The sequence below is a fragment of the Bradyrhizobium sp. USDA 4532 genome (assembly GCF_024171315.1).
Lineage (GTDB): Bacteria > Pseudomonadota > Alphaproteobacteria > Rhizobiales > Xanthobacteraceae > Bradyrhizobium > Bradyrhizobium australafricanum.
The window spans coordinates 94987-113266 of sequence record NZ_JALJZN010000001.1 but is presented as its reverse complement, the minus strand read 5'-3'; the positions used below and the strand labels follow the sequence as shown (position 1 = coordinate 113266).

Genomic DNA, 18280 nt, shown 5'->3' with positions numbered 1-18280 from the left:
TGAGCACAGAGCGGCATTCAAGCGGCATCAAATCGGCAGCGGCTCAGAGTTCATGTTCTCGCTGAATTTGACGATTCCATCTACCCGCTCGGCTGCCCGATGAGCGGTTCGGCCTGTCCATTGCGTACCTAACGTCCCTCGTCAATATCGGGGCGACAACATGATGGCGAGCTTGTTTTGTTGACTCGATACACCGTAGGCTAAGAGGTAGCCGGACTTGCACATTGAAAACCCGGTGTAACCACCTAACTTTGGAACAAGCAGACGCCTCGGTTGGCTTGGAATGCCAAAATTGGGCATCACGCAGGGTTGCCCTCTAAGCTGCGAGCAGCCATACATAGGACTACGCTCGCAGCAACATGATAGGAACGCCTGATTGAGATCTTGAACTGAATCATTTTTGATTTTCTCCGCCGGGTTTTTGGTTCAACTCGAGCGGAGACGCTTTGATTTGGAATTTTCTTACTCAGAATTGTCTGCACTGAAACAGCGCAAACCGGGCGATCCGTGCCGTTAACAAATCAGAAATATGGTCTCGATTCCCTACCGCTAGAATCGGAAAAGTCGCCGTGTTGACGTACGCCAGACAGCCCTTTCAGTTTTGCTAAGCCTACAGCGTATGCAGATGACAGATCGGACCAAATGACGACCGAGCCACTCAAAGTCCTCCACACCTACAAGGTATATCGTGGCGACCTGGAGGGTGGAGTGCCCTCCGTCATCTCAGTTCTAAACCGCGAGTCCAGAGAGGCGATAGATAATCGCGTGCTTGTTGCCCGTACACGTGGTCGCTCTCGAAGCGAAATCATCGACGGCACACCTGTCGAGGCGGTAGGATCCCTAGGAACACTGTTCTCTACACCTTTAGCGCCTACCTATCCATTGACCTTGAGTAGACGCGCCCTCGATTTCGATATCGTCGTACATCACGCGCCGTTTCCACTCGCTGATCTTTCAGTTTCTCGACTGTCGAACCATATTGGAGTCGTCGTCTTTTGGCACGCCGACCTCATAAGCTATTCGCAGCTCCGATGGCTTGTAACGCCCCCGATCAAGCGGAGCTTGGACAGAGCAGACCGTATTATCGTAGCTGACCAGACAACAATCAATAATTCGCAGTTTCTTCAGCCGTATAGAGCAAAATGCGTTGTGATACCCTATGGTATTGACGTCGATTACTGGTCGTCCTGCACAACCGAGGAAAGCATTAAAGCTGAAATCTTGAGAAAGAGGCACCCCAGGTTGATCCTAGCTCTCGGACGGCTGGTTCCATACAAGGGATTTGCCGTATTAATTGAAGCTCTCAAAGGAATCGAAGGAGAACTGATCCTTATTGGAGAAGGGGGCCTTCGAAACGTACTCGAAAGGATGGCCATAGAATTCGGAGTTTCAGATCGTGTGTCGTTCCTCGGCTCGCTTAGCGACGCTGAAGTCAAATCCTATTTGCATGCAGCGCACGTTCTCGCTTTTCCTTCGGTGACCCAGGCTGAAGCCTTTGGACTGGTACAATTACAGGCTATGGCCGCGGAACTACCCATTGTGAATACGGCGCTACCGACCGCGGTGCCTAAAATTGCACGGCATGACTTGGAAGCCCTGACCGTCGCACCAAACGATCCAGGTTTGCTTGCTGCCGCACTTAATCAAATTCTCGCTGATCCGTCGTTAGCTCGACGACTGGGACAATCAGGAAAGTCGCGAGTTAGAGAATTGTACGATCAGGAGAATTTCATGCGACGCGTTAAGAGCATCTACCTCGAGATTCTGGGGCAAAGGTAGCTCCCGCCTCGTTCAGACTGAAGCGACTACTCCAAATTTTAATTGACTCATGGTGGGATCGCTTAGGAAGCGCGAAATGGCGAACGAACGAAAGATTCGCATTATTCTTCTTGGGCTTCTAACAATTCATATCGTTGCGACTTGCGTTTCACTAGTTTATACCTCCCATTACCACCCCGAGCTCTTCATAAGATTTGACCCACAACGGCTGCCGATAGCCGTTCTCATCGTCGCCGCCTTCTCGTTGGTTGGGCTATTTTTCCTATTCTCCCGATTTAGCTTCGGGTACCTCATCGGGTTCTATCTCTATACAATGATCGTTGGGTTTCTCTTCCTAAACGTCTTCACGATCCAAAACTATGACCATCACCTTGCAGCAACATCAGCAATTGCTTCAGCGATTCTATTCCTACTGCCTTCGCTTTTCTTGAATCATCAATTGAGGCCAGTGTTCACGCTTTCCCATAAGGCTTTCGATGCGCTTCTAGTCGCAGTTCTATTCTTCTCATTGCTAACGGTTCTGGTTGGCGCAATTTACAATTTCCGTGCCGCTTTTTCAGATTTTGGGGAGCTCCGCGATGAACTTTTTACCGCACGGCTCCGCAACCAACTTAAGATTCCCCCTCCCTTAGGATACGCCATAGGAATACTCTCCAGCGCTCTACTGCCCTATGCATTTGCGTGCTTTGTGGCACGCGCCCAATTCTGGAAAGCTCTGCTTTCCTTAGCTCTGTTAGCTCTGTTCTTCCCGGTTACTTTGAGTAAGACCGCCCTATTCACGCCCGCATGGCTGATCTTTGTCGCCATTCTAGGAAGGATCTTCGAAGTTCGAATAGCGGCAATGGCAACGTTAGCAATTCCTATCCTCATAGGTTCGTCGGCAGTCTTGTTCGGGAAAAGAGACGACCTTTTCGAATTGCTCGCCTTTCGAATGATCGACATTCCGTCAGCTGCTCTGGCGATCTACAATGAATTTTTCGCAGGGCATGAGCGAACCCATTTCTGCCATCTATCGTTTGCGAGGATGCTGATGCCCTGCCCCTATCAGGATCAGCTTGGAGTAGTCATGGCGAAGGCATATGGGCTGGGCAACTACAACGCCTCCCTTTTCGCCACTGAAGGCATAGCGTCGGTCGGCCTATCGTTAGCGCCTGTATCAGCTTTCGTGTGCGGACTCTTCATTGGTTTTGGCAACTGTCTCTCAGCACGGTTGCCTTCTAACGTTCTCCTTATCTCCAGCTGCGTGCTCTCCCAAGTCATTCTCAATGTTCCGCTTTCAACGGCCCTTTTGACTTATGGCGCGGGCACGTTGTTGTTTCTGTGGTACATTAGCCCACCAGACGCGTTTCCGCGCAAGCCAGCGCTCCGTTAATAGATGCGCTGCAAACGACGACGCATTTGAAATGTAGCGACGAGACAACTCTTCCCAACCGCAATCTAAGTTGCGCCGGTTAGACCAACAGACTTTCCCTGATTCTTGCTGAGACGCCTAAGTCTATTGAGGTAAGCAGCCCGACCAAACTACAACTAGGCTCACCATTAGGTTATCACCATCAGTACTCGCGTCGCGAGGATATCGTCATAGCGCCACTAATGAAGTCTCGACCTCGACTACCGATTCCGTTCAGAATGCAATCAAGCCTCTGCAGCGTGCCAGCGTTATCACTCCGAGATGGGTCTGCTCGGCGAAATCGCCCGAAAGGATCAGTCCACGTAGCTCGGAAAGTGTAACCGAACTTACGCTGATTCCAGGCTCTTCCACGAAGTTTGGTATGCGCTCACCGACCTCGACAAAGAACGAAAGAGTTCTGTTATCGATCCGGCTGGAACAGGTCGCGCCTTCGCCTAGTGGCTCGATTGATTGACAGAGATATCCCGTCTCTTCTTGTATCTCTCTAGCGATCGCCTGGCTCGGATCTTCCTCCTCTTCGAGAATGCCCGCCGGAAGCTCAAGTGAAAATCGCTGAATAGCGGGCCGATATTGCTTAACCAAAAGCACTTGCCCGTCCGGGGTGACAGCGAGCGCAACCAAGAATTGCGGTTGTATTATGGCGTAGTATTTTTCGATCTCTGAATCAGATCGGAACTGTACGTCCCTCACGACGACTTCAAGCCACGGAGAAATCTTAGTCCGCTTGGTGTTCACTAGTTTAGGAAACTTATTCCTCACACCTCGCCCCTTATCGCCATGGTTCTCAGGTCGTGACTCTTTGACAGATCGTCACAAGGCATTCTTAGCAAAGCATTGTGCGCAGCAATAATTGAGGACCTTGCGTCGGAAAAGATATAGAGCAATCCGTCCACGACATATGGGGCTTGAAGTGTCGCATTCGTGAGGTGACATTAGCTACCCGACCGCCCTCATATTGCTCAGCACCGCGTACTATAACCACTAATAGCCGGAGCTTTACTATCCCCGCAATGCGACGGCCGGCCCAACCCTCAACCATGAGCAGCGATGCTAACGGGCTAGCGCGACTTGTTCCTGTGCAAGGCGAACAAAATCACATGCAAATGACTGCACGCGTCGATCGAGGTCGAAGTGAAGGTTACGAGCAGTCACAGGCCCAGCGCCGTTTAACATCTCAGACATGTGACCCGCAAGAACTTCGGGCTCCCTCGTACCGAAATAGCGCGCTGAGCCGGCGGTCTGCTCGCGATGAACATCAATGTCAGACAATATCAACGGGACACCGAACGATTTCGCCTCTTCGACTGTTGTACTCCATCCCTCAAACTCCGATGGGTTGATCAAGGCCGTCGATGCACGCAGCAGCGCGTAGACGTGCTCTAGCGGAATTAAGCCGAGATGGCGAAAGTTCGCGGTGAGGCCACGCGCCGTGACCTGACTCATTGTACTTTCGAAGTAGTGAGGTTCGCGCAGATCCTCTGTGCTGCCGGACGCCACAACGACCACGTGGAGGCCGCGCTGCTTCAAGACGTCAAGCGCATCGATCACAACGCGGTGGTTTTTATGCCGCCAGAACTGATTGGGCAGATAGAAGTATCTCGGGGGCAAATCATAGTGTCGAACGACATCGAGTGGGCTCGTAGCCAACATAGCTAAGGGCGGTTCAGAAGCAAAGCGAACGACCGACACACCATTTCTCGGAGTGGGATAATATCGGATCAGATCGGACAGCGCGCTGGCGCTGCTAAGTAAAATATGACGGCCCGACGCAATCTGTAGCCTAAATCCGAGATCGCGGTGAAGACGCGCGGCCATCGAGAAGAGATGCGGTAGCTTTCGATGTTGAAAATCAGGAAACCACGCGATGGTCGGAATAGGCAATCGCCACCCAAAGAAGCGAGCGGATTCAAACACCAGATCAATGCGATGGTCGCGAAATTCAGCGGCCGCGGCCCTGTCAAGCCCCAAAGCCAAAGCACCCGATAGTCCTCTGACGCGACGATCGAAAGCAGGCGAGCGAACTACCTCCACGTCCGGAATACTGGAAATGTCAGCGATCTCGTCTAAGGGTTCGTCCATTCCGACAAACAGCACCGGAGTAATCGCGGCCGGCTCATGTCTACTCAAGATTGAAAAGAGATTGCGTTGATAGTTGTGCCCTCCCGCCCAGAGGCGACGTGAAACGTTGATGAATGCGACCCGTAACGGCGCACGTTCAGCCATGCATCTGCCCCTTGAACCACGTGACGTAGTCGGCCAGACCCCGGTCGAGCGGAATCTGCCAATCGAATCCAATGCGACCTAGTCTCTCATTGTCCGAGAACAGGCTCACGGGATCGCCGGGTCGACTAACCCCGGAGTATTGCACGATCGCATTGCCACCCCACTGCCGGACGAGGCCGGCCGCGATGTCGGCGACACTTGTCCCCCTACCCGAGCCCCCATTGATGACGCGGAACGCGCACCGCGACGCAGGCGTGGCGAAGCTGGTCAACAATCTAGCGACGTCACGGACGTCGGTCCAGTCGCGGATTTCGTCACCCGTTCCGCCTAGGTTAAGTACTTCGGACTGCGCCTTCAGTCGCGAGCAAATGTCCCAGAGCAGTTGCTTGCGTAAATTAGGTCCGTAGACCGAGAACAGCCGCACAATGGTACAAGATACACTGAACGATTGCGCGTAGCTTGCGCACAACTGCTCCATCATGAGCTTGTGCCAGCCATAGGGCGACATCGGTGCGGGCACCGCGCCTTCAGGAATCGGCCCGATATGATTACCCCCATAGACGGCAGCGCTCGACGCCACGATGACCGCGCAGCCTGGCGCAGATCCCCGCAGCCATTCGAGCAACCGTCCCGTGCTTGCGACAGTCCGCGAAAAGTCCTCGAACGGCCGCTCGATCGAGATGCCGACCGACGATCCGCCAGCCAGATGGAAGATCTGCGCCGGCAGCCCGTGGGCGGCGGCAAGCGCGTTGAAGTTGGCCGCGTCGATTTCACCGTTGATCCAGCTCCGCAAACCAAGCCGCCGGGATTCCGCTGCATCAAGCGCCCCATGCCCGACGCCATGCACCGCATGGCCCGCTCCCGCCAGCTCATGCACGAGATGGCGGCCGATGAACCCATTCGCGCCTGTGACCCAGACGATCATCGCTCAGGCCTTGTGACAGACAAAGGAGTAGAGCCGTCCCGGTCGATTGTCGAAACGTTCGGCCATCGACAGCAGCGAGCCGAACACAAGACGTGACGCAAACGCGGTTCGCCACAGTGGAGCGACCGGAACCTTTTGCGTCAACCTGGTCACGATCGCCGATTTCAGGGTCTCCAGCGTATAGGGGAACAGGTTGATCTGGCTTTGCAACGGCGCCAGCGTGTCGACCGCGGAAAACCCTGCCTTGGTCAACGCGCCGGTGTAACGATCGAGCAGGAAGGCATGTTCGCCCCCGTAAAGATGGTGCAACGGGTGCTGCGCGAGGAACTGGGGAAGGTCAGCCTCCTTGCTGATGACATGCTCGCGCGCCGCGATCAGCATGCCGCCGGGCCGCAGCACGCGAAACATCTCCCGGCATGCTCCCTCGAGATCGCGCGTGTGGTGCAGCACGGCGCGGGCAAAGACGAGATCGAACGCCGCATCGGCGAACGGCAGCCGTTCGGAAAACTCTTCGACCACCCGGATCGGCTGTTGCGTCTGCCCTGCCAGATCGCGGATCGCCGCCGCTCCCACGATCGCGCTGGGATCCGGCTCGAGCGCCGTCACGGCAAAGCCGGTTCGGGCGAGCGCGTAGCTCGCAATGCCGCGGCCGGCGCCGACATCGAGCGCGGCGCCGGACCGGCCGGCCAGCAGCGAAGCGACCGCTTGCCACTCGGAGCTCCGGAAATAGCGTTCGGCAGCGCCGGCCAGCGGATCGTCGTAGAATGCATCGAGCACAAGCTGGCGCTGATCCGGCTGATTGCGCAGCCAGACCACCGCGTCCTCCCAGGTGGTAAACTTGCGCTCACCGTTCATCGGCCCCAAGCTCCCTCACCAATACGGCCGGATTGCCCGCCACGATCGAAAACGCCGCGACATCCCTGGTCACGACCGCGCCGGCCGCGACGATAGCGCCCTGGCCCACCGTCACACCACGCAAGACCATCGCACCCGCGCCGATCCAGGCATCATCGCAGATTTTGACCGGATTCTCATCAAGCGAGATATCGTTCGGATGCCCGCGGGTGAAAATCTGCTGGACCTGTTTGTGCCGCTCGGCCGCCCGCAGCGGGTGCGTGAGATTGTCGAAAACATTCGCCGAATGCGAGATCAGGACGCGGTTGCCGATCTCGATCGAGGTCGCAGACCAGATCCGGGTTCCTTCGCCGACGTAGCACCACTCGCCGATCCTGATCTCTCCACCATGCGCGAAGGTCATCAACTCCCCGCGGATAATACTGTTATCCCCGACGACGATTCGATCGCTGTCGCAACGAATGTTGCGGATGCGTGCTGTCCGCATCAATTTTGCACCAGCTCCAAGACGGCAGGTTGCCCGTCCCACAAGTCGTTGCAGGCAATAGTCGAGATTCATCAGCTCAACTCAATTCTGGGCGATGGCGTTAGCATCGTTGAACCGGTCGCGCCCGCCGCTGTACCGGCAGACTCGCATCGTCGCCTCCTTTTTCGGTTACATTCGTCGGCCCCCATTTGAGTTGATGGATCAAGTTGCTTGCAGACATCATCGCGGCCCCATGGCCCTCCGCTCGGATCTGTGCACCGTCTATCACGGCTCAATCCGCGCGACGAGGTCGATGAACTGCGCCCATTGCGAAGCCTTGCTGTAGGTCTCCTGCACGCGGCTCCTGCCGGAGACGGCGATCCCATCCCATTGCGGCCAATCCTGCAGGCTGCTTGAGATCGCCTCAAGGGCCCGCTCGGGAGCGTCGTAGGTGCGCATCGTGACGCCGTCCTGCATCCCTTGCGGATAGTTGCCGGCATCCGATACGAGCAGCGACCCGCAGCCCATCGCCTCGAAGCAGCGCATATTGCCGCGATCGTTGCCGGCCATGTCGATCGCGCCATTGAGCACGATCTTCGCCGATCCGAACAGCTCGTAGAGGTCCCTGCCGAATAGCGGCAACCTTGCGATTCGCGCGATGGCGTCGGGGCGCCGGTGCTTGCGCAGCGGCAGCAATCGACCGACCGCGCTTTCAGCAAGCCGTGTCAGCCGCGACGCATCGAGGCAGAATACGATCTTGCGATCAGCCGCCAGCGCGGCGACCTGTTCGAGCGTCCTGCCCCGCGCGCTATGATGCCGCGAATATCCACCGACAAACGCCACGTCGATCGGCCGTTCGCCGTGGCCGTACTGCTCCATGACGGGGTCGATCGCGGGAAAGAAGAGCTCCGCCCGGCACCCCTTGCTGCGCCACGCCTCGAGGATCGAGGGGAAGTTTCCAAGCACCGCGCCATAGGCGGTGAGATCAGCATTTCCGGAAGGCGCGGCGCGCCAGCACAGCGTCTTCTTCACACAGCCGGGAAGCTTGGCGACGAACGCACTCGGATAGCGCACCGGATCGAGATTGTAGAACACCTCGGTTCTGTGATGCTCGATCTGCGCGAGCAGAATGGCCTCGAGCGTCGGCGATTCCTTCATGCCCTGCTCACGCGCCCACTGGCGCTGCAGCACTTCATCGTCGCCATTCGTGAAGAAGGCTTCAGCTCCGCCGTCGAGCACGGGCTTGAGAAAATGCGCGGCGCCAAACCGATCATGCAGAAACACGTCGCGGCGCGCGTCGAAACTTGACGCCTTTGCCGCGAGCTGGTTCAACCTCGGCAAATAGGACGGATAGAGACCGCTATTCTGGAACAGACGCATTGGTTACGCGGACCTTGCCAACATCCATTTCATGTTCAAATAAGGCCAGATCCGGCCGACACTCTTCCAATCCCAGCTCTGCGACGCCGTCAAGCGGCCGACCACCTTTCGAAGGGGCGTTTCGTCGACGAACTCGGCGAATGCTGGAACATTCCGATCGAGCAGCTCTGCAGTCCAGCCCGCCAATGGCCCGTTCAGCCATTCCGGCATCGGCGAGTTGAAGCCTACCTTGCGGCGCGCGGTGCGGATGCTTTCGGGCATCAGGTTCGCCATCGCCTGCCGCGCCACCACCTTGGTCAGGCCGTCCGCCGACTTGCTCGTTTCCGGCAGCGCCATCGTGTAGGTGACCAGCCGCCAGTCCATGAACGGCATGCGGACCTCGATCCCGTGCGCCATCGAGAGCCGGTCGAAATTGCGCAGAATGGTGGGCAGCGTCGTCGAATGGAACATACGGTAGAGGCGCCGGTTCAACGCGCCCCATGTATCAGGCAATTCGTCATCCTCGGCGACCAGCGGCAGCGGCGCAGGGGCGGCCGCAGCGCCTCCGCGCAGGAAGTAGTGGCCCTCGCGCCTGATCATCTGCGCGCGCAGGAAGTCGATGCCGCGCTGCGCCAGCTGCGATCGTGAGGTGAGCGCGGCTGCTGCGTTCCGGATCCGGAATGCGGCCGACTGTCCCTCCTGCAGATAGCCGCCCATCAACTCGTCCGCCCCGTGGCCGTCGAGTGACACGGTGACGTTCTGGCGCCGGAGTTCGCGATAGATCAACCACGGCGCGCTCGGCAGCCCGATATAGACGTCGTCATTGTCGTCGAGGATGCGGTCAAGGTCGGTGAGCGCGTCGGAGCGCCCGATCTCGAGAAAGCTCGGTGCCACCTCGGCCCACGCGGCCGCTTCCTCCGCCATCGGCCGCTCGTCATTGCTGGCGCCGGGAAAGGTCGCGACAAAGGCGTGCCGCCAGGCGGTCGAGTCGCGCGGCCCCATGCCGGCCTTCTCATGGCTTGCCATGGCGCAGATCACCGCGGACGAATCGAAGCCGCCGGACAGACAGGTCCCGATCGGAACGTCGCTGCGCATCCGCAGCGCGACGGAATCCTGAAACAGGTCGCGAAAGCGCTCGACGCGCGCGGTCTCGGTATCCGGGATTGCCGGCAGATGGTCTACGGTTCGCCACCAGCGGCGCACCTGCGCACGCCCCTGGCGCAACCACATGCAGTGGCCGCCCTGCAGACGGCGCAGTTGCGCGAACAGCGTCCGTTCGCTGCCTTCGATCCCGAACGGGTCAAGCAACAGCCGCCGCGCCACGTCGACATCGAGCGACGTCTCGACCAGCCCGCTCCGCGCCAGCGCGCGCTGCTCGGACGCGAACACGAACCGCTCGGATGACAACGCATACAGCATCGGCTTGATGCCGAAGCGATCGCGCGCCAGGAACAGATCATCCGTGGCCGTGTCGTAGATCGCCAGCGCCCACATGCCGTTGAAGCGCAGCAGCATGTCCTCGCCCCATGCCTGCCAGGCGGCAAGGATCACTTCGGTATCGGACTGGCTGCGGAAAACCGCGCCCTTCGCCTCGAGCTCGCGGCGCAATTCGAGGAAGTTGTAGATCTCGCCGTTGTAGACGATCACATGGCGGCCATCGCCCGACACCATCGGCTGATAGCCGCCCTCGCCGGGATCGATGATGGCGAGCCGGCGGTGGCCGAACGCGACGTTTCGCTTGGCATTGAACCAGGTGCCCTCGCCGAACGGACCGCGATGCGCGATCAAATTGGTGAGCCGCGAGATGTCGGCCGGCTCCACAGGAGCGCCGCGCAGATTGACGATGCCTGCGATGCCGCACATGTCTAGATGGCCTTGAAGGGCAGGAAGCGACTGCTGATGACGCGGAGATCCCGCCAGCACACGGCGCGATAGGGACCGAGCTGCGACGCGACAACGGCGGCGACAAAGATCGCCGCCGCCGACACGCCGTAGAGCGACACCACATACCACCAGGACGGCGCATGGTCGAATGACGCGTGGCCGAGCTGCGAACGCAGCGCCAGCGCGATGGCTACGCCCGTGCCGAGCGGGATCAATACGAAATGCAACATCCGTGACCACATCCCCGAAAGCCTGAAGGTTCGCCGCAGCAACAGCACGGTGATCACCATCTGGGCGATCATCCCGACGCAGGAGCTCCAACCTGCCGCCTGCCAGCCGAAATACGGCAGCGCGACGGCGCTTGTCGCCAGCGTGAAGATGCCCGTGACGAGCGAGATCAGCGCGTTGGAACTGGAGCGCCCCTGCGACAGCAGATAGAACGCAAACACATTGGCGCTAGACCCCAATATTCCGCTGATCGCAAGCACCACCAGCACCAGCTGGGCCTCGGCGGCGACCTCGGCGCCGGTCCATCGATGCAGCAATGCGCCTGCGACCGGGATCAGGCCACCCAGCGCGCTCGCGGCAAGCACATTGAGAATCCAGGACGAGCGCAGCAGGAGGTCGACCTTGCGATCGTCATCTTCCCTCTGCAGGGTGCTGAAGAACGGGAACAAGATCTCGCCGATCTTCAGCACACCGATATAGACCGCCTCCTCCAGCCGCTGCGCGACGCTGTAGAAGCCCACGAATTGCGGCTGCAGCAGCGCGCCGAGCAGATAGCGGTCCGCCTGGCCTGCGAACAGCGCGCCGCTTTGCGCCGCGACCTGCCAACCGCCAAGCTTGACCAGCGCACGCAGCGCACCGCGATCGAGCGCCGGCCGTGCCAGCCAGTCACTGATGGCGTGGCGCGACCAGGCGAACGCCATCACGAGATTTGTTGCAAAGCCCAAGGCCTGACAGCCAATGAAGGTCGAGGCGCGCGGTGCATGCGGGATCAGCAGCAGCATCGACATCGTCGTCACCACCGTGCCCGTGATGCTGATCGAGGCGATCCGCCGATAATCCTGACGCGCCGTGAACAGCGAGAGGAACACCGCGAACACGCACTGGAATAGCCACCCGGCGCCGGCCAACACAAAGGCAAGGCCGAGGTCGTCAGCAGCCGGGCCGCCGAGGTGAAACCCCAATCGTGCGAGCGGCGCGCCGGCAAAGGCAAGCAACGCCGCGATCAGGCCGCCAAGGACGATGGCAAGCGCGAGAGCGGTCGCGAAAAATCGCCGCGCCTGGTCGCGGTCGGACGGTTCCAGCCTTTGCGCGAGTTCCCGCGCCGTCGAAAGGCCGAGCGCATTGCTGAACATCAGCGCCGGCGCGACACAGGCCGTCACCAGACCCGCAACGCCGAACGCGGCGAGACCGAGCCGGAAAATCACGAACGGCAGGATCGCGAGATTGAGCAGCACCGCGACAGCGAAGGCGGTTGCGTTCCATGCCGAGTTACCGAGCAGATGGGATGGACCCTTTTTCACCGCCATGCCCGCTTTCGGTCCATCGCTCCGATACGCCTCAAGTGCCTCTTCCGTAAGGGCAAAACCCATTCGGCATGGCGACGGGCTAGCAGCCGGCGCGGTGATTGTCGAGAGTTGGCGGACGGCGGGGAGGTGTGGGACCAGGCCAGGACCGCAAAAGACAGGAGCCGATCTTCACGGAACCATGGCTGGTTGTTTCCGACCCCGTTTGTGATCCGGGTAACAGTTGGAAAGGCCTGCCAAATTGTCTATGGCAGACGGGCTCAAGCCCCCGGGCAGCCCGCCCAACAAGAGGTGTCTCAATGCCCTTTCCCCGCGCATCCCAAGCCCTGTCCCGTTTCACCGTGCTGGATTTGACCCGGGTCCGGTCTGGGCCGACCTGCGTGCGCCAGCTCGCCGATTGGGGCGCCAATGTCGTCAAGATCGATGCGCTTCTGGAGGACGGCGGCGGCGAGCAGCCGGGCGGCCCGCGCGGCGGGTCCGATTTCCAGAACCTGCATCGCAACAAGCGCGCCATGACGCTGAACCTCAAGGACCCCAAGGGGCTCGAGGTGTTCAAGCGGCTGGCCGAACAGGCTGATGTCGTGGTCGAAAACTTCCGGCCGGACGTCAAGGCCAAGCTCGGCATCGATTACGAGAGCATCCGCGAGATCAACCCGCGGATCGTCTATGGCAGCATCTCCGGGTTCGGTCAGGACGGCCCGTATCACAAGCGCCCGGGCTTCGATCAGATCGCCCAAGGCATGGGCGGGCTGATGTCGGTGACCGGCGCACCCGGCGGCGGACCGATGCGGGTCGGCATTCCCGTGGCCGACCTCACCGCGGGCCTGTTCTGTGCGATCGGCATCCTCACGGCGCTGCTGGAACGCGACGTCTCCGGCGAAGGCCAGTGGGTGCAGACCTCGCTGCTGCAGGCCCAGATCTTCATGCTGGATTTCCAGGCCGCACGCTGGCTGATGGAGAAGGAAGTGGCCAAGCAGGCCGGCAACAACCATCCGACCTCGATCCCGACCGGCGTGTTCAAGACCTCCGACGGCTACATCAACATCGCCACCACAGGCGGGCGGATCTGGGAGCGCTGCGCGCAGGCGATCGGCGCGCCCGAGCTGATCACCGACCCCGACTACACGACGGCCCCGGCGCGCTCGAAGAACCGCGACGCGCTGAATGCGAGGATCGGCGCGCTGACCGAGAAGAAATCGACCGAGACCTGGGTGCAGGAGCTGAACGCCGCCGGCGTGCCGTGCGGGCCGATCTACTCGATCGACCAGATGTTCGAGGATGCCCAGGTCAAGCATCTCGGCATGGCCCAGCACGTACCCAATGACGAGAACCGGCAGATCCAGCTGGTCAGCCAGCCGGTGACGCTGTCGCGGACGCCGAGCAGGATGGCCGCCCGCCCGCCGGAGTTCGGCGAGCAGACCGAAGAGCTGCTGGCCGAATTCGGCTTCGGCAAGGACGAGATTGCCGAGCTCCGTCAGCGCAAGGTGGTTTGACGGTATCAAACCACCAACGCCTAGCGGTTCGAGGTCGCCCGATCCCGGACCGCGACTACGCCCGTGCAGGCCGCAACATTCGTCCGAGCCCGACGAACGCCTTGTCGATCACCGGCCAGAACAGCAGCACGATCGCCAGTGTCGTGATGGTGCCGACCAGGCCGTTCGACCAGAACACCTTCATGTCGCCGCCGGAGCCGATCATCGAGAGGCGGAACGCATCCTCGGCGCGGTTGCCGAGCACCAATGCGAGGGTGAACGGCGCGAGCGGGATCCCGATCTTCTTGAAGACATAGCCGACGACGCCGAAGCCCAGCATCAGCCAGATATCGAACATCGCATTCTGGATCGCATAAGCGCCGATCGCGCAGGACACCACGATCATCGGCGCCACGGCCGCGAACGGCACGCGCAGGATCGAGGCGAAGATCGGCACCGTGGTCAGCACCAGCACCAGGCCGACGACGTTGCCGAGATACATCGAGGCGATCAGGCCCCATACGAAATCCTTGTGCTCGACGAACAGCAGCGGGCCGGGATTGAGGCCCCACACCATCAAGCCGCCGAGCAGGATCGCAGCAGTCCCCGAGCCGGGAATGCCGAGCGCCAGCATCGGCAACAGCGCCGAGGTGCCCGAGGCATGCGCGGCGGTCTCCGGCGCGAACACGCCCTCGATCCGGCCCTTGCCAAAGCTCTCCTGATCCTTGGCGAAGCGCTTGGCGAGGTTGTAGCCCATGAAGGAGGCCGCGATCGCGCCGCCCGGCGTGATGCCGAGCCAGCAGCCGATCACCGACGAGCGCAGCAGCGTCACCCAGTATTTCGGCAGGTCCTTCCACACCGAGAGCACGACGCGCAGGCTGATGCCGGCGGCGTGTCCGCGCAGCGCGAGGCGCTCCTCCATCGTGAGCAGGATCTCGCTGATGCCGAACAGGCCGATGACCGCGACGAGGAAGTTGATGCCGCGCAAGAGCTCCGCGGAGCCGAACGTCATGCGCAGCTGCCCGGACACCGTATCCATGCCGACGCCGGCGAGCAGCAGCCCGAGCGACATCGAGATGACCGTCTTGTGCTTGGCCTCGCGGCCGAGGCCGACGAAGGAACAGAAGGTCAGGAGATAGACGGCGAAGAATTCCGGCGGGCCGAACCTCAGCGCAAACGACGAGATCATCGGCGCCAGGAAGGTGATCAGCAGCACCGCGACCAGCGAACCGACGAAGGAGGAGGTGAACGCCGCGGTGAGCGCTTCGGCCGCCCTGCCCTGCTGCGCCATCGGATAGCCGTCGAAGGTGGTCGCGACCGACCAGGCTTCGCCCGGGATGTTGAACAGGATCGAGGTGATGGCGCCGCCGAACAGCGCACCCCAGTAGATGCACGACAGCATCACGATGGCGGACGTCGGATCCATCGTGAAGGTGAGCGGCAGCAGGATCGCGACGCCGTTGGGGCCGCCAAGCCCGGGCAGCACGCCGACGAAGATGCCGAGCACCAGTCCGACCATCATCAACAGCAGCGTCTTCCACGTCAAAAGGACGGCAAAGCCGTGCAGCAGGAGACCGAAGGCTTCCATGGTTCGACCCGGTTCGCTAGCGGCCGAGAGCCGCTTCGAGCGGCCCCTTCGGCATGATGACGTCGAACGCGACGTCGAACGTTATGAACATCGCGGCGGTGAAGACGAAGGCGGTCAGCAGCGACTTCCACAGCGCGATCTTGCCGACGAGGCGCATGAAGCCTGCGATCAAGAGAAAGCTCGCGACGTAGAGGCCGAGATATTGGGTGGCGAGGCAGAACAGTAATGTCGGCACGAACACCGCCATCACCCGGCGAAGCTGGGCCCGGGTGACAAAGGTCTCGGCGGCTTCCCGGCGCAAAAGAAAGGCGGCGCCGAGACCATAAAGGCTGGCACCGCCGAGGATGACCGAGAGGTAGAACGGAAAATAGCCCGGCTGCGGCCCGGTCGAGTCCCACGATGCGCCGGTGCGCCAATTGTCCCAGCCGAGCACCACGGCGAGCGCAAGCAAGAGCAGCGACACGACGACGTCGACGACGCCGGTGCTGACGACCGCCGGCGAGTTATCTTCAGGTGCGGTCGGATCGTCGACGACGATCTCAAGTTCGGTATTGGACATGGATGAGACGGTCTGGGTTGCGAGGGCAACGATTGGGATAGCGTGCTGATGCAACCACCGTCAATGCAGCCTTCAGTTAAACGGTGGAACGTTCGGGAAAGGCGCTCGCAAGTGCAGCACGCTCCGGCTTGAGAACGCCGCGCTCGGTGATCAATCCGGTCACCAGCCGCGCCGGCGTGACGTCGAAGCCGAAATTGGCCACCGACGAGCCGTCCGGAACCACGCGCACGGTCTCGATCCGGCCATCCGCCGTGCGTCCCGTGAGGTGCGTCACCTCGTCGGCCGCGCGCTGCTCGATCGGAATCTGCCTGACACCGTCATCGATACTAAAGTCGATGGTCGGCGACGGCAGCGCAACATAGAACGGCACGCTGTTGTCGTGGGCCGCGAGCGCTTTCAGATAGGTCCCGATCTTGTTGCAGACATCGCCATTGGCGGCGACGCGATCGGTCCCGACGATCGCGAGATCGACCATGCGATGCTGCATCAGATGTCCGCCGGTGTTGTCGGGGATCACGGTGTGCGGCACGCCGTGGTGCCCGAGTTCCCAGGCGGTGAGCGAAGCGCCCTGATTGCGCGGCCGCGTTTCGTCGACCCAGACATGGACCGGAATGCCGCGATCGTGCGCCTGGTAGATCGGCGATGTCGCCGTTCCCCAATCCACGGTTGCAAGCCAGCCGGCATTGCAATGCGTCAGGACGTTCACGACCTCGCCCGGCTTCTTGGTCGCGGCGATCGTCTCGATCAGGCCGAGCCCGTGACGGCCGATCTCGCGGTTGATCTCGACATCCTCGTCGGCGATCTCGCGCGCGCGGGCATAGGCCGCCTCGGCGCGGGCCGAAGCCGCGAGCGGCCCCAGCGCGCGCTGCATCTCGTCAACAGCCCATTTCAGATTGACCGCGGTTGGCCGGGTCGCAGCCAACATCCTGCCGGCGCGCTCGAGCGCCGCGTCGGAAGCGTCGGCGCGCATTGCGAGCGCCATGCCATAGGCTGCGGTGGCGCCGATCAGCGGCGCGCCGCGGACCAGCATCGAGCGGATCGCCTCGCCGGCCTCGTCGGCAGTCGTGAGTTTGGCGACGATGAATTCATGCGGCAGCCGGCGCTGATCGATCGCGCCGACCGACCAGCCGTCGGGCTCGAGCCAGATGCTGCGAAAATGTCGTCCATCGACTTTCATGTCCTACGTCCTTCGCGTCGCGCGTTCGCTGGAGGACTTCCTCACGACCGCAGCACCCGTCCGGCGACGGCATCGAGCTTGGCCAGCAGTTGCGGATCGCGGGCCGCGGGCGCCGTGATCAGCGCGGTATCCAGCGCCCGATCCGAACCGACCGGGCACGGCTCGTGCTCGCGCGGGAAATCCCGCGCCAGCCGCGCGACCAGCGCCTTTGCCTTCTCGGCGTTCGAATTCAGCACACGGATGATATCCTGCACCGTCACGGCATCATGCGCCGGATGCCAGCAATCGAAATCGGTGACCATCGCCACGCTGGCGTAGCAGATCTCGGCCTCGCGGGCGAGCTTGGCTTCCGGCATGTTGGTCATGCCGATCACCGAATAGCCCTGCGCCTTGTAGGTCAGGCTTTCGGCGAGCGAGGAGAACTGCGGCCCCTCCATGCAGAGGTAGGTGCCGCCGCGGGCGAACGCGATGTCTTCGGCCTCGGCAGCGGCGGCGAGATGGCTTGCCAGCAACGGCGACACCGGATGCGCCATCGAGACATGCGCGACGCAGCCCTTGCCGAAGAACGAGCTCTCGCGCTTGTGGGTGCGATCGACGAACTGGTCGACCAATACGAACGTGCCCGGCGGCAGCTCTTCCTTGAACGAGCCGCACGCGGACAGCGCGACGAGGTCGGTGACCCCCGCCCGCTTCAGCACATCGATATTGGCGCGATAGTTGATGTCGGACGGCGACAGCGCGTGTCCATGGCCGTGGCGCGGCAGGAACACGATCGGGAGTCCCGCCATCTCGCCGCGGCGGAGCGGCGCGGACGGCTCGCCCCAAGGGCTTGTGATCGCCTCCTCGCGGACATTTTCCAGGCCCGGCAGATCGTAGATGCCGGATCCACCGATGATCCCTAACACGGCTTTGGTCATGATCGCTCCTCACGGTCCCGCAACGGCGCCGGAGGGGTGACCCAGCCCGATCGGGCTCGCCGGACGTTCGGCCATATTGCGGCGCAGTAATCACTGCGCCGCAGCCGCTTGCAAGGCAATTCCGGACCGGACC

At 61.0% G+C, this 18280-nt stretch carries 15 protein-coding genes; 3 read left to right on the top strand and 12 right to left on the bottom strand.

Annotation, left to right across the window (positions count from 1 at the left end):
• Window positions 1–708 precede the first annotated feature (708 nt).
• Window positions 709–1779 (top strand): glycosyltransferase, encoded by a 1071-nt coding sequence (locus tag J2R76_RS00485; protein WP_253623576.1) that lies wholly within the window; start codon window positions 709–711, stop codon window positions 1777–1779.
• Between the two features lie 76 nt (window positions 1780–1855).
• Window positions 1856–3151: a hypothetical protein gene (locus J2R76_RS00480; protein WP_253623575.1), complete on the top strand. Its 1296-nt coding sequence runs from the start codon at window positions 1856–1858 to the stop codon at window positions 3149–3151.
• 252 nt (window positions 3152–3403) lie between these two features.
• Here the strand turns inward: J2R76_RS00480 and J2R76_RS00475 are convergent, their stop codons facing one another.
• From J2R76_RS00475 to J2R76_RS00440, 8 genes are all read right to left on the bottom strand, one after another.
• The gene (locus tag J2R76_RS00475) at window positions 3404–3880 is read right to left on the bottom strand and encodes an NUDIX hydrolase (RefSeq protein ID WP_253623574.1); all 477 of its coding nucleotides are present in this window, start codon (window positions 3878–3880) and stop codon (window positions 3404–3406) included.
• A 360-nt stretch (window positions 3881–4240) separates the two neighbouring features.
• A complete protein-coding gene (locus tag J2R76_RS00470; RefSeq protein WP_253623573.1) occupies window positions 4241–5413 on the bottom strand; it encodes a glycosyltransferase family 1 protein in 1173 nt (390 codons plus the stop codon).
• On the bottom strand, window positions 5406–6338 hold the full coding sequence (locus J2R76_RS00465; protein WP_253623572.1) for an NAD(P)-dependent oxidoreductase: 933 nt from the start codon (window positions 6336–6338) through the stop codon (window positions 5406–5408). The genes J2R76_RS00470 and J2R76_RS00465 overlap by 8 nt, the downstream gene beginning before the upstream one ends.
• Before the next feature lie 3 nt (window positions 6339–6341).
• The gene (locus J2R76_RS00460; RefSeq protein WP_253623571.1) at window positions 6342–7193 is read right to left on the bottom strand and encodes a class I SAM-dependent methyltransferase; all 852 of its coding nucleotides are present in this window, start codon (window positions 7191–7193) and stop codon (window positions 6342–6344) included.
• Window positions 7183–7752 (bottom strand): DapH/DapD/GlmU-related protein, encoded by a 570-nt coding sequence (locus tag J2R76_RS00455; protein WP_253623570.1) that lies wholly within the window; start codon window positions 7750–7752, stop codon window positions 7183–7185. The genes J2R76_RS00460 and J2R76_RS00455 overlap by 11 nt, the downstream gene beginning before the upstream one ends.
• Before the next feature lie 192 nt (window positions 7753–7944).
• Entirely contained in the window at window positions 7945–9039 is a 1095-nt protein-coding gene (locus J2R76_RS00450) for a glycosyltransferase (protein WP_253623569.1), read from the bottom strand.
• Window positions 9040–9042: 3 nt separating this feature from the next.
• Complete coding sequence (asnB, locus tag J2R76_RS00445) at window positions 9043–10881, bottom strand: asparagine synthase (glutamine-hydrolyzing) (RefSeq protein ID WP_253623568.1); 1839 nt, start codon at window positions 10879–10881, stop codon at window positions 9043–9045.
• Between the two features lie 2 nt (window positions 10882–10883).
• Entirely contained in the window at window positions 10884–12437 is a 1554-nt protein-coding gene (locus J2R76_RS00440) for a lipopolysaccharide biosynthesis protein (RefSeq protein WP_253623567.1), read from the bottom strand.
• A 296-nt stretch (window positions 12438–12733) separates the two neighbouring features.
• Here J2R76_RS00440 and J2R76_RS00435 point away from each other — a divergent pair, with 296 nt between their 5' ends.
• Window positions 12734–13927 carry a CaiB/BaiF CoA-transferase family protein gene (locus J2R76_RS00435; protein ID WP_253623566.1) on the top strand — a complete coding sequence of 398 codons (1194 nt, stop codon included), beginning with the start codon at window positions 12734–12736 and terminating at the stop codon, window positions 13925–13927.
• Window positions 13928–13982: 55 nt separating this feature from the next.
• On the opposite strand, the gene J2R76_RS00430 is transcribed toward J2R76_RS00435, so the two are convergent.
• The 4 genes from J2R76_RS00430 to J2R76_RS00415 form a co-directional block, all read right to left on the bottom strand.
• Entirely contained in the window at window positions 13983–15494 is a 1512-nt protein-coding gene (locus J2R76_RS00430; protein WP_038380818.1) for a tripartite tricarboxylate transporter permease, read from the bottom strand.
• 16 nt (window positions 15495–15510) lie between these two features.
• Window positions 15511–16053 carry a tripartite tricarboxylate transporter TctB family protein gene (locus J2R76_RS00425; RefSeq protein WP_141341241.1) on the bottom strand — a complete coding sequence of 181 codons (543 nt, stop codon included), beginning with the start codon at window positions 16051–16053 and terminating at the stop codon, window positions 15511–15513.
• Window positions 16054–16129: 76 nt separating this feature from the next.
• Window positions 16130–17230 carry an S-methyl-5-thioribose-1-phosphate isomerase gene (mtnA, locus tag J2R76_RS00420; protein ID WP_253623565.1) on the bottom strand — a complete coding sequence of 367 codons (1101 nt, stop codon included), beginning with the start codon at window positions 17228–17230 and terminating at the stop codon, window positions 16130–16132.
• A 41-nt stretch (window positions 17231–17271) separates the two neighbouring features.
• Window positions 17272–18147, bottom strand: a complete 876-nt coding sequence (locus tag J2R76_RS00415; protein ID WP_229158112.1) for an S-methyl-5'-thioadenosine phosphorylase — start codon at window positions 18145–18147, stop codon at window positions 17272–17274.
• Between the last annotated feature and the right edge of the window lie 133 nt (window positions 18148–18280).

Coding starts and splice junctions, on each gene's coding strand:
- J2R76_RS00425 (WP_141341241.1), bottom strand. CDS start 16,053: ATGTCCAATACCGAACTTGAGATCGTCGTCGACGATCCGACCGCACCT.
- J2R76_RS00465 (WP_253623572.1), bottom strand. CDS start 6,338: ATGATCGTCTGGGTCACAGGCGCGAATGGGTTCATCGGCCGCCATCTC.
- J2R76_RS00415 (WP_229158112.1), bottom strand. CDS start 18,147: ATGACCAAAGCCGTGTTAGGGATCATCGGTGGATCCGGCATCTACGAT.
- J2R76_RS00435 (WP_253623566.1), top strand. CDS start 12,734: ATGCCCTTTCCCCGCGCATCCCAAGCCCTGTCCCGTTTCACCGTGCTG.
- asnB (WP_253623568.1), bottom strand. CDS start 10,881: ATGTGCGGCATCGCAGGCATCGTCAATCTGCGCGGCGCTCCTGTGGAG.
- mtnA (WP_253623565.1), bottom strand. CDS start 17,230: ATGAAAGTCGATGGACGACATTTTCGCAGCATCTGGCTCGAGCCCGAC.
- J2R76_RS00455 (WP_253623570.1), bottom strand. CDS start 7,752: ATGAATCTCGACTATTGCCTGCAACGACTTGTGGGACGGGCAACCTGC.
- J2R76_RS00440 (WP_253623567.1), bottom strand. CDS start 12,437: ATGGCGGTGAAAAAGGGTCCATCCCATCTGCTCGGTAACTCGGCATGG.
- J2R76_RS00430 (WP_038380818.1), bottom strand. CDS start 15,494: ATGGAAGCCTTCGGTCTCCTGCTGCACGGCTTTGCCGTCCTTTTGACG.
- J2R76_RS00460 (WP_253623571.1), bottom strand. CDS start 7,193: ATGAACGGTGAGCGCAAGTTTACCACCTGGGAGGACGCGGTGGTCTGG.
- J2R76_RS00450 (WP_253623569.1), bottom strand. CDS start 9,039: ATGCGTCTGTTCCAGAATAGCGGTCTCTATCCGTCCTATTTGCCGAGG.
- J2R76_RS00480 (WP_253623575.1), top strand. CDS start 1,856: ATGGCGAACGAACGAAAGATTCGCATTATTCTTCTTGGGCTTCTAACA.
- J2R76_RS00470 (WP_253623573.1), bottom strand. CDS start 5,413: ATGGCTGAACGTGCGCCGTTACGGGTCGCATTCATCAACGTTTCACGT.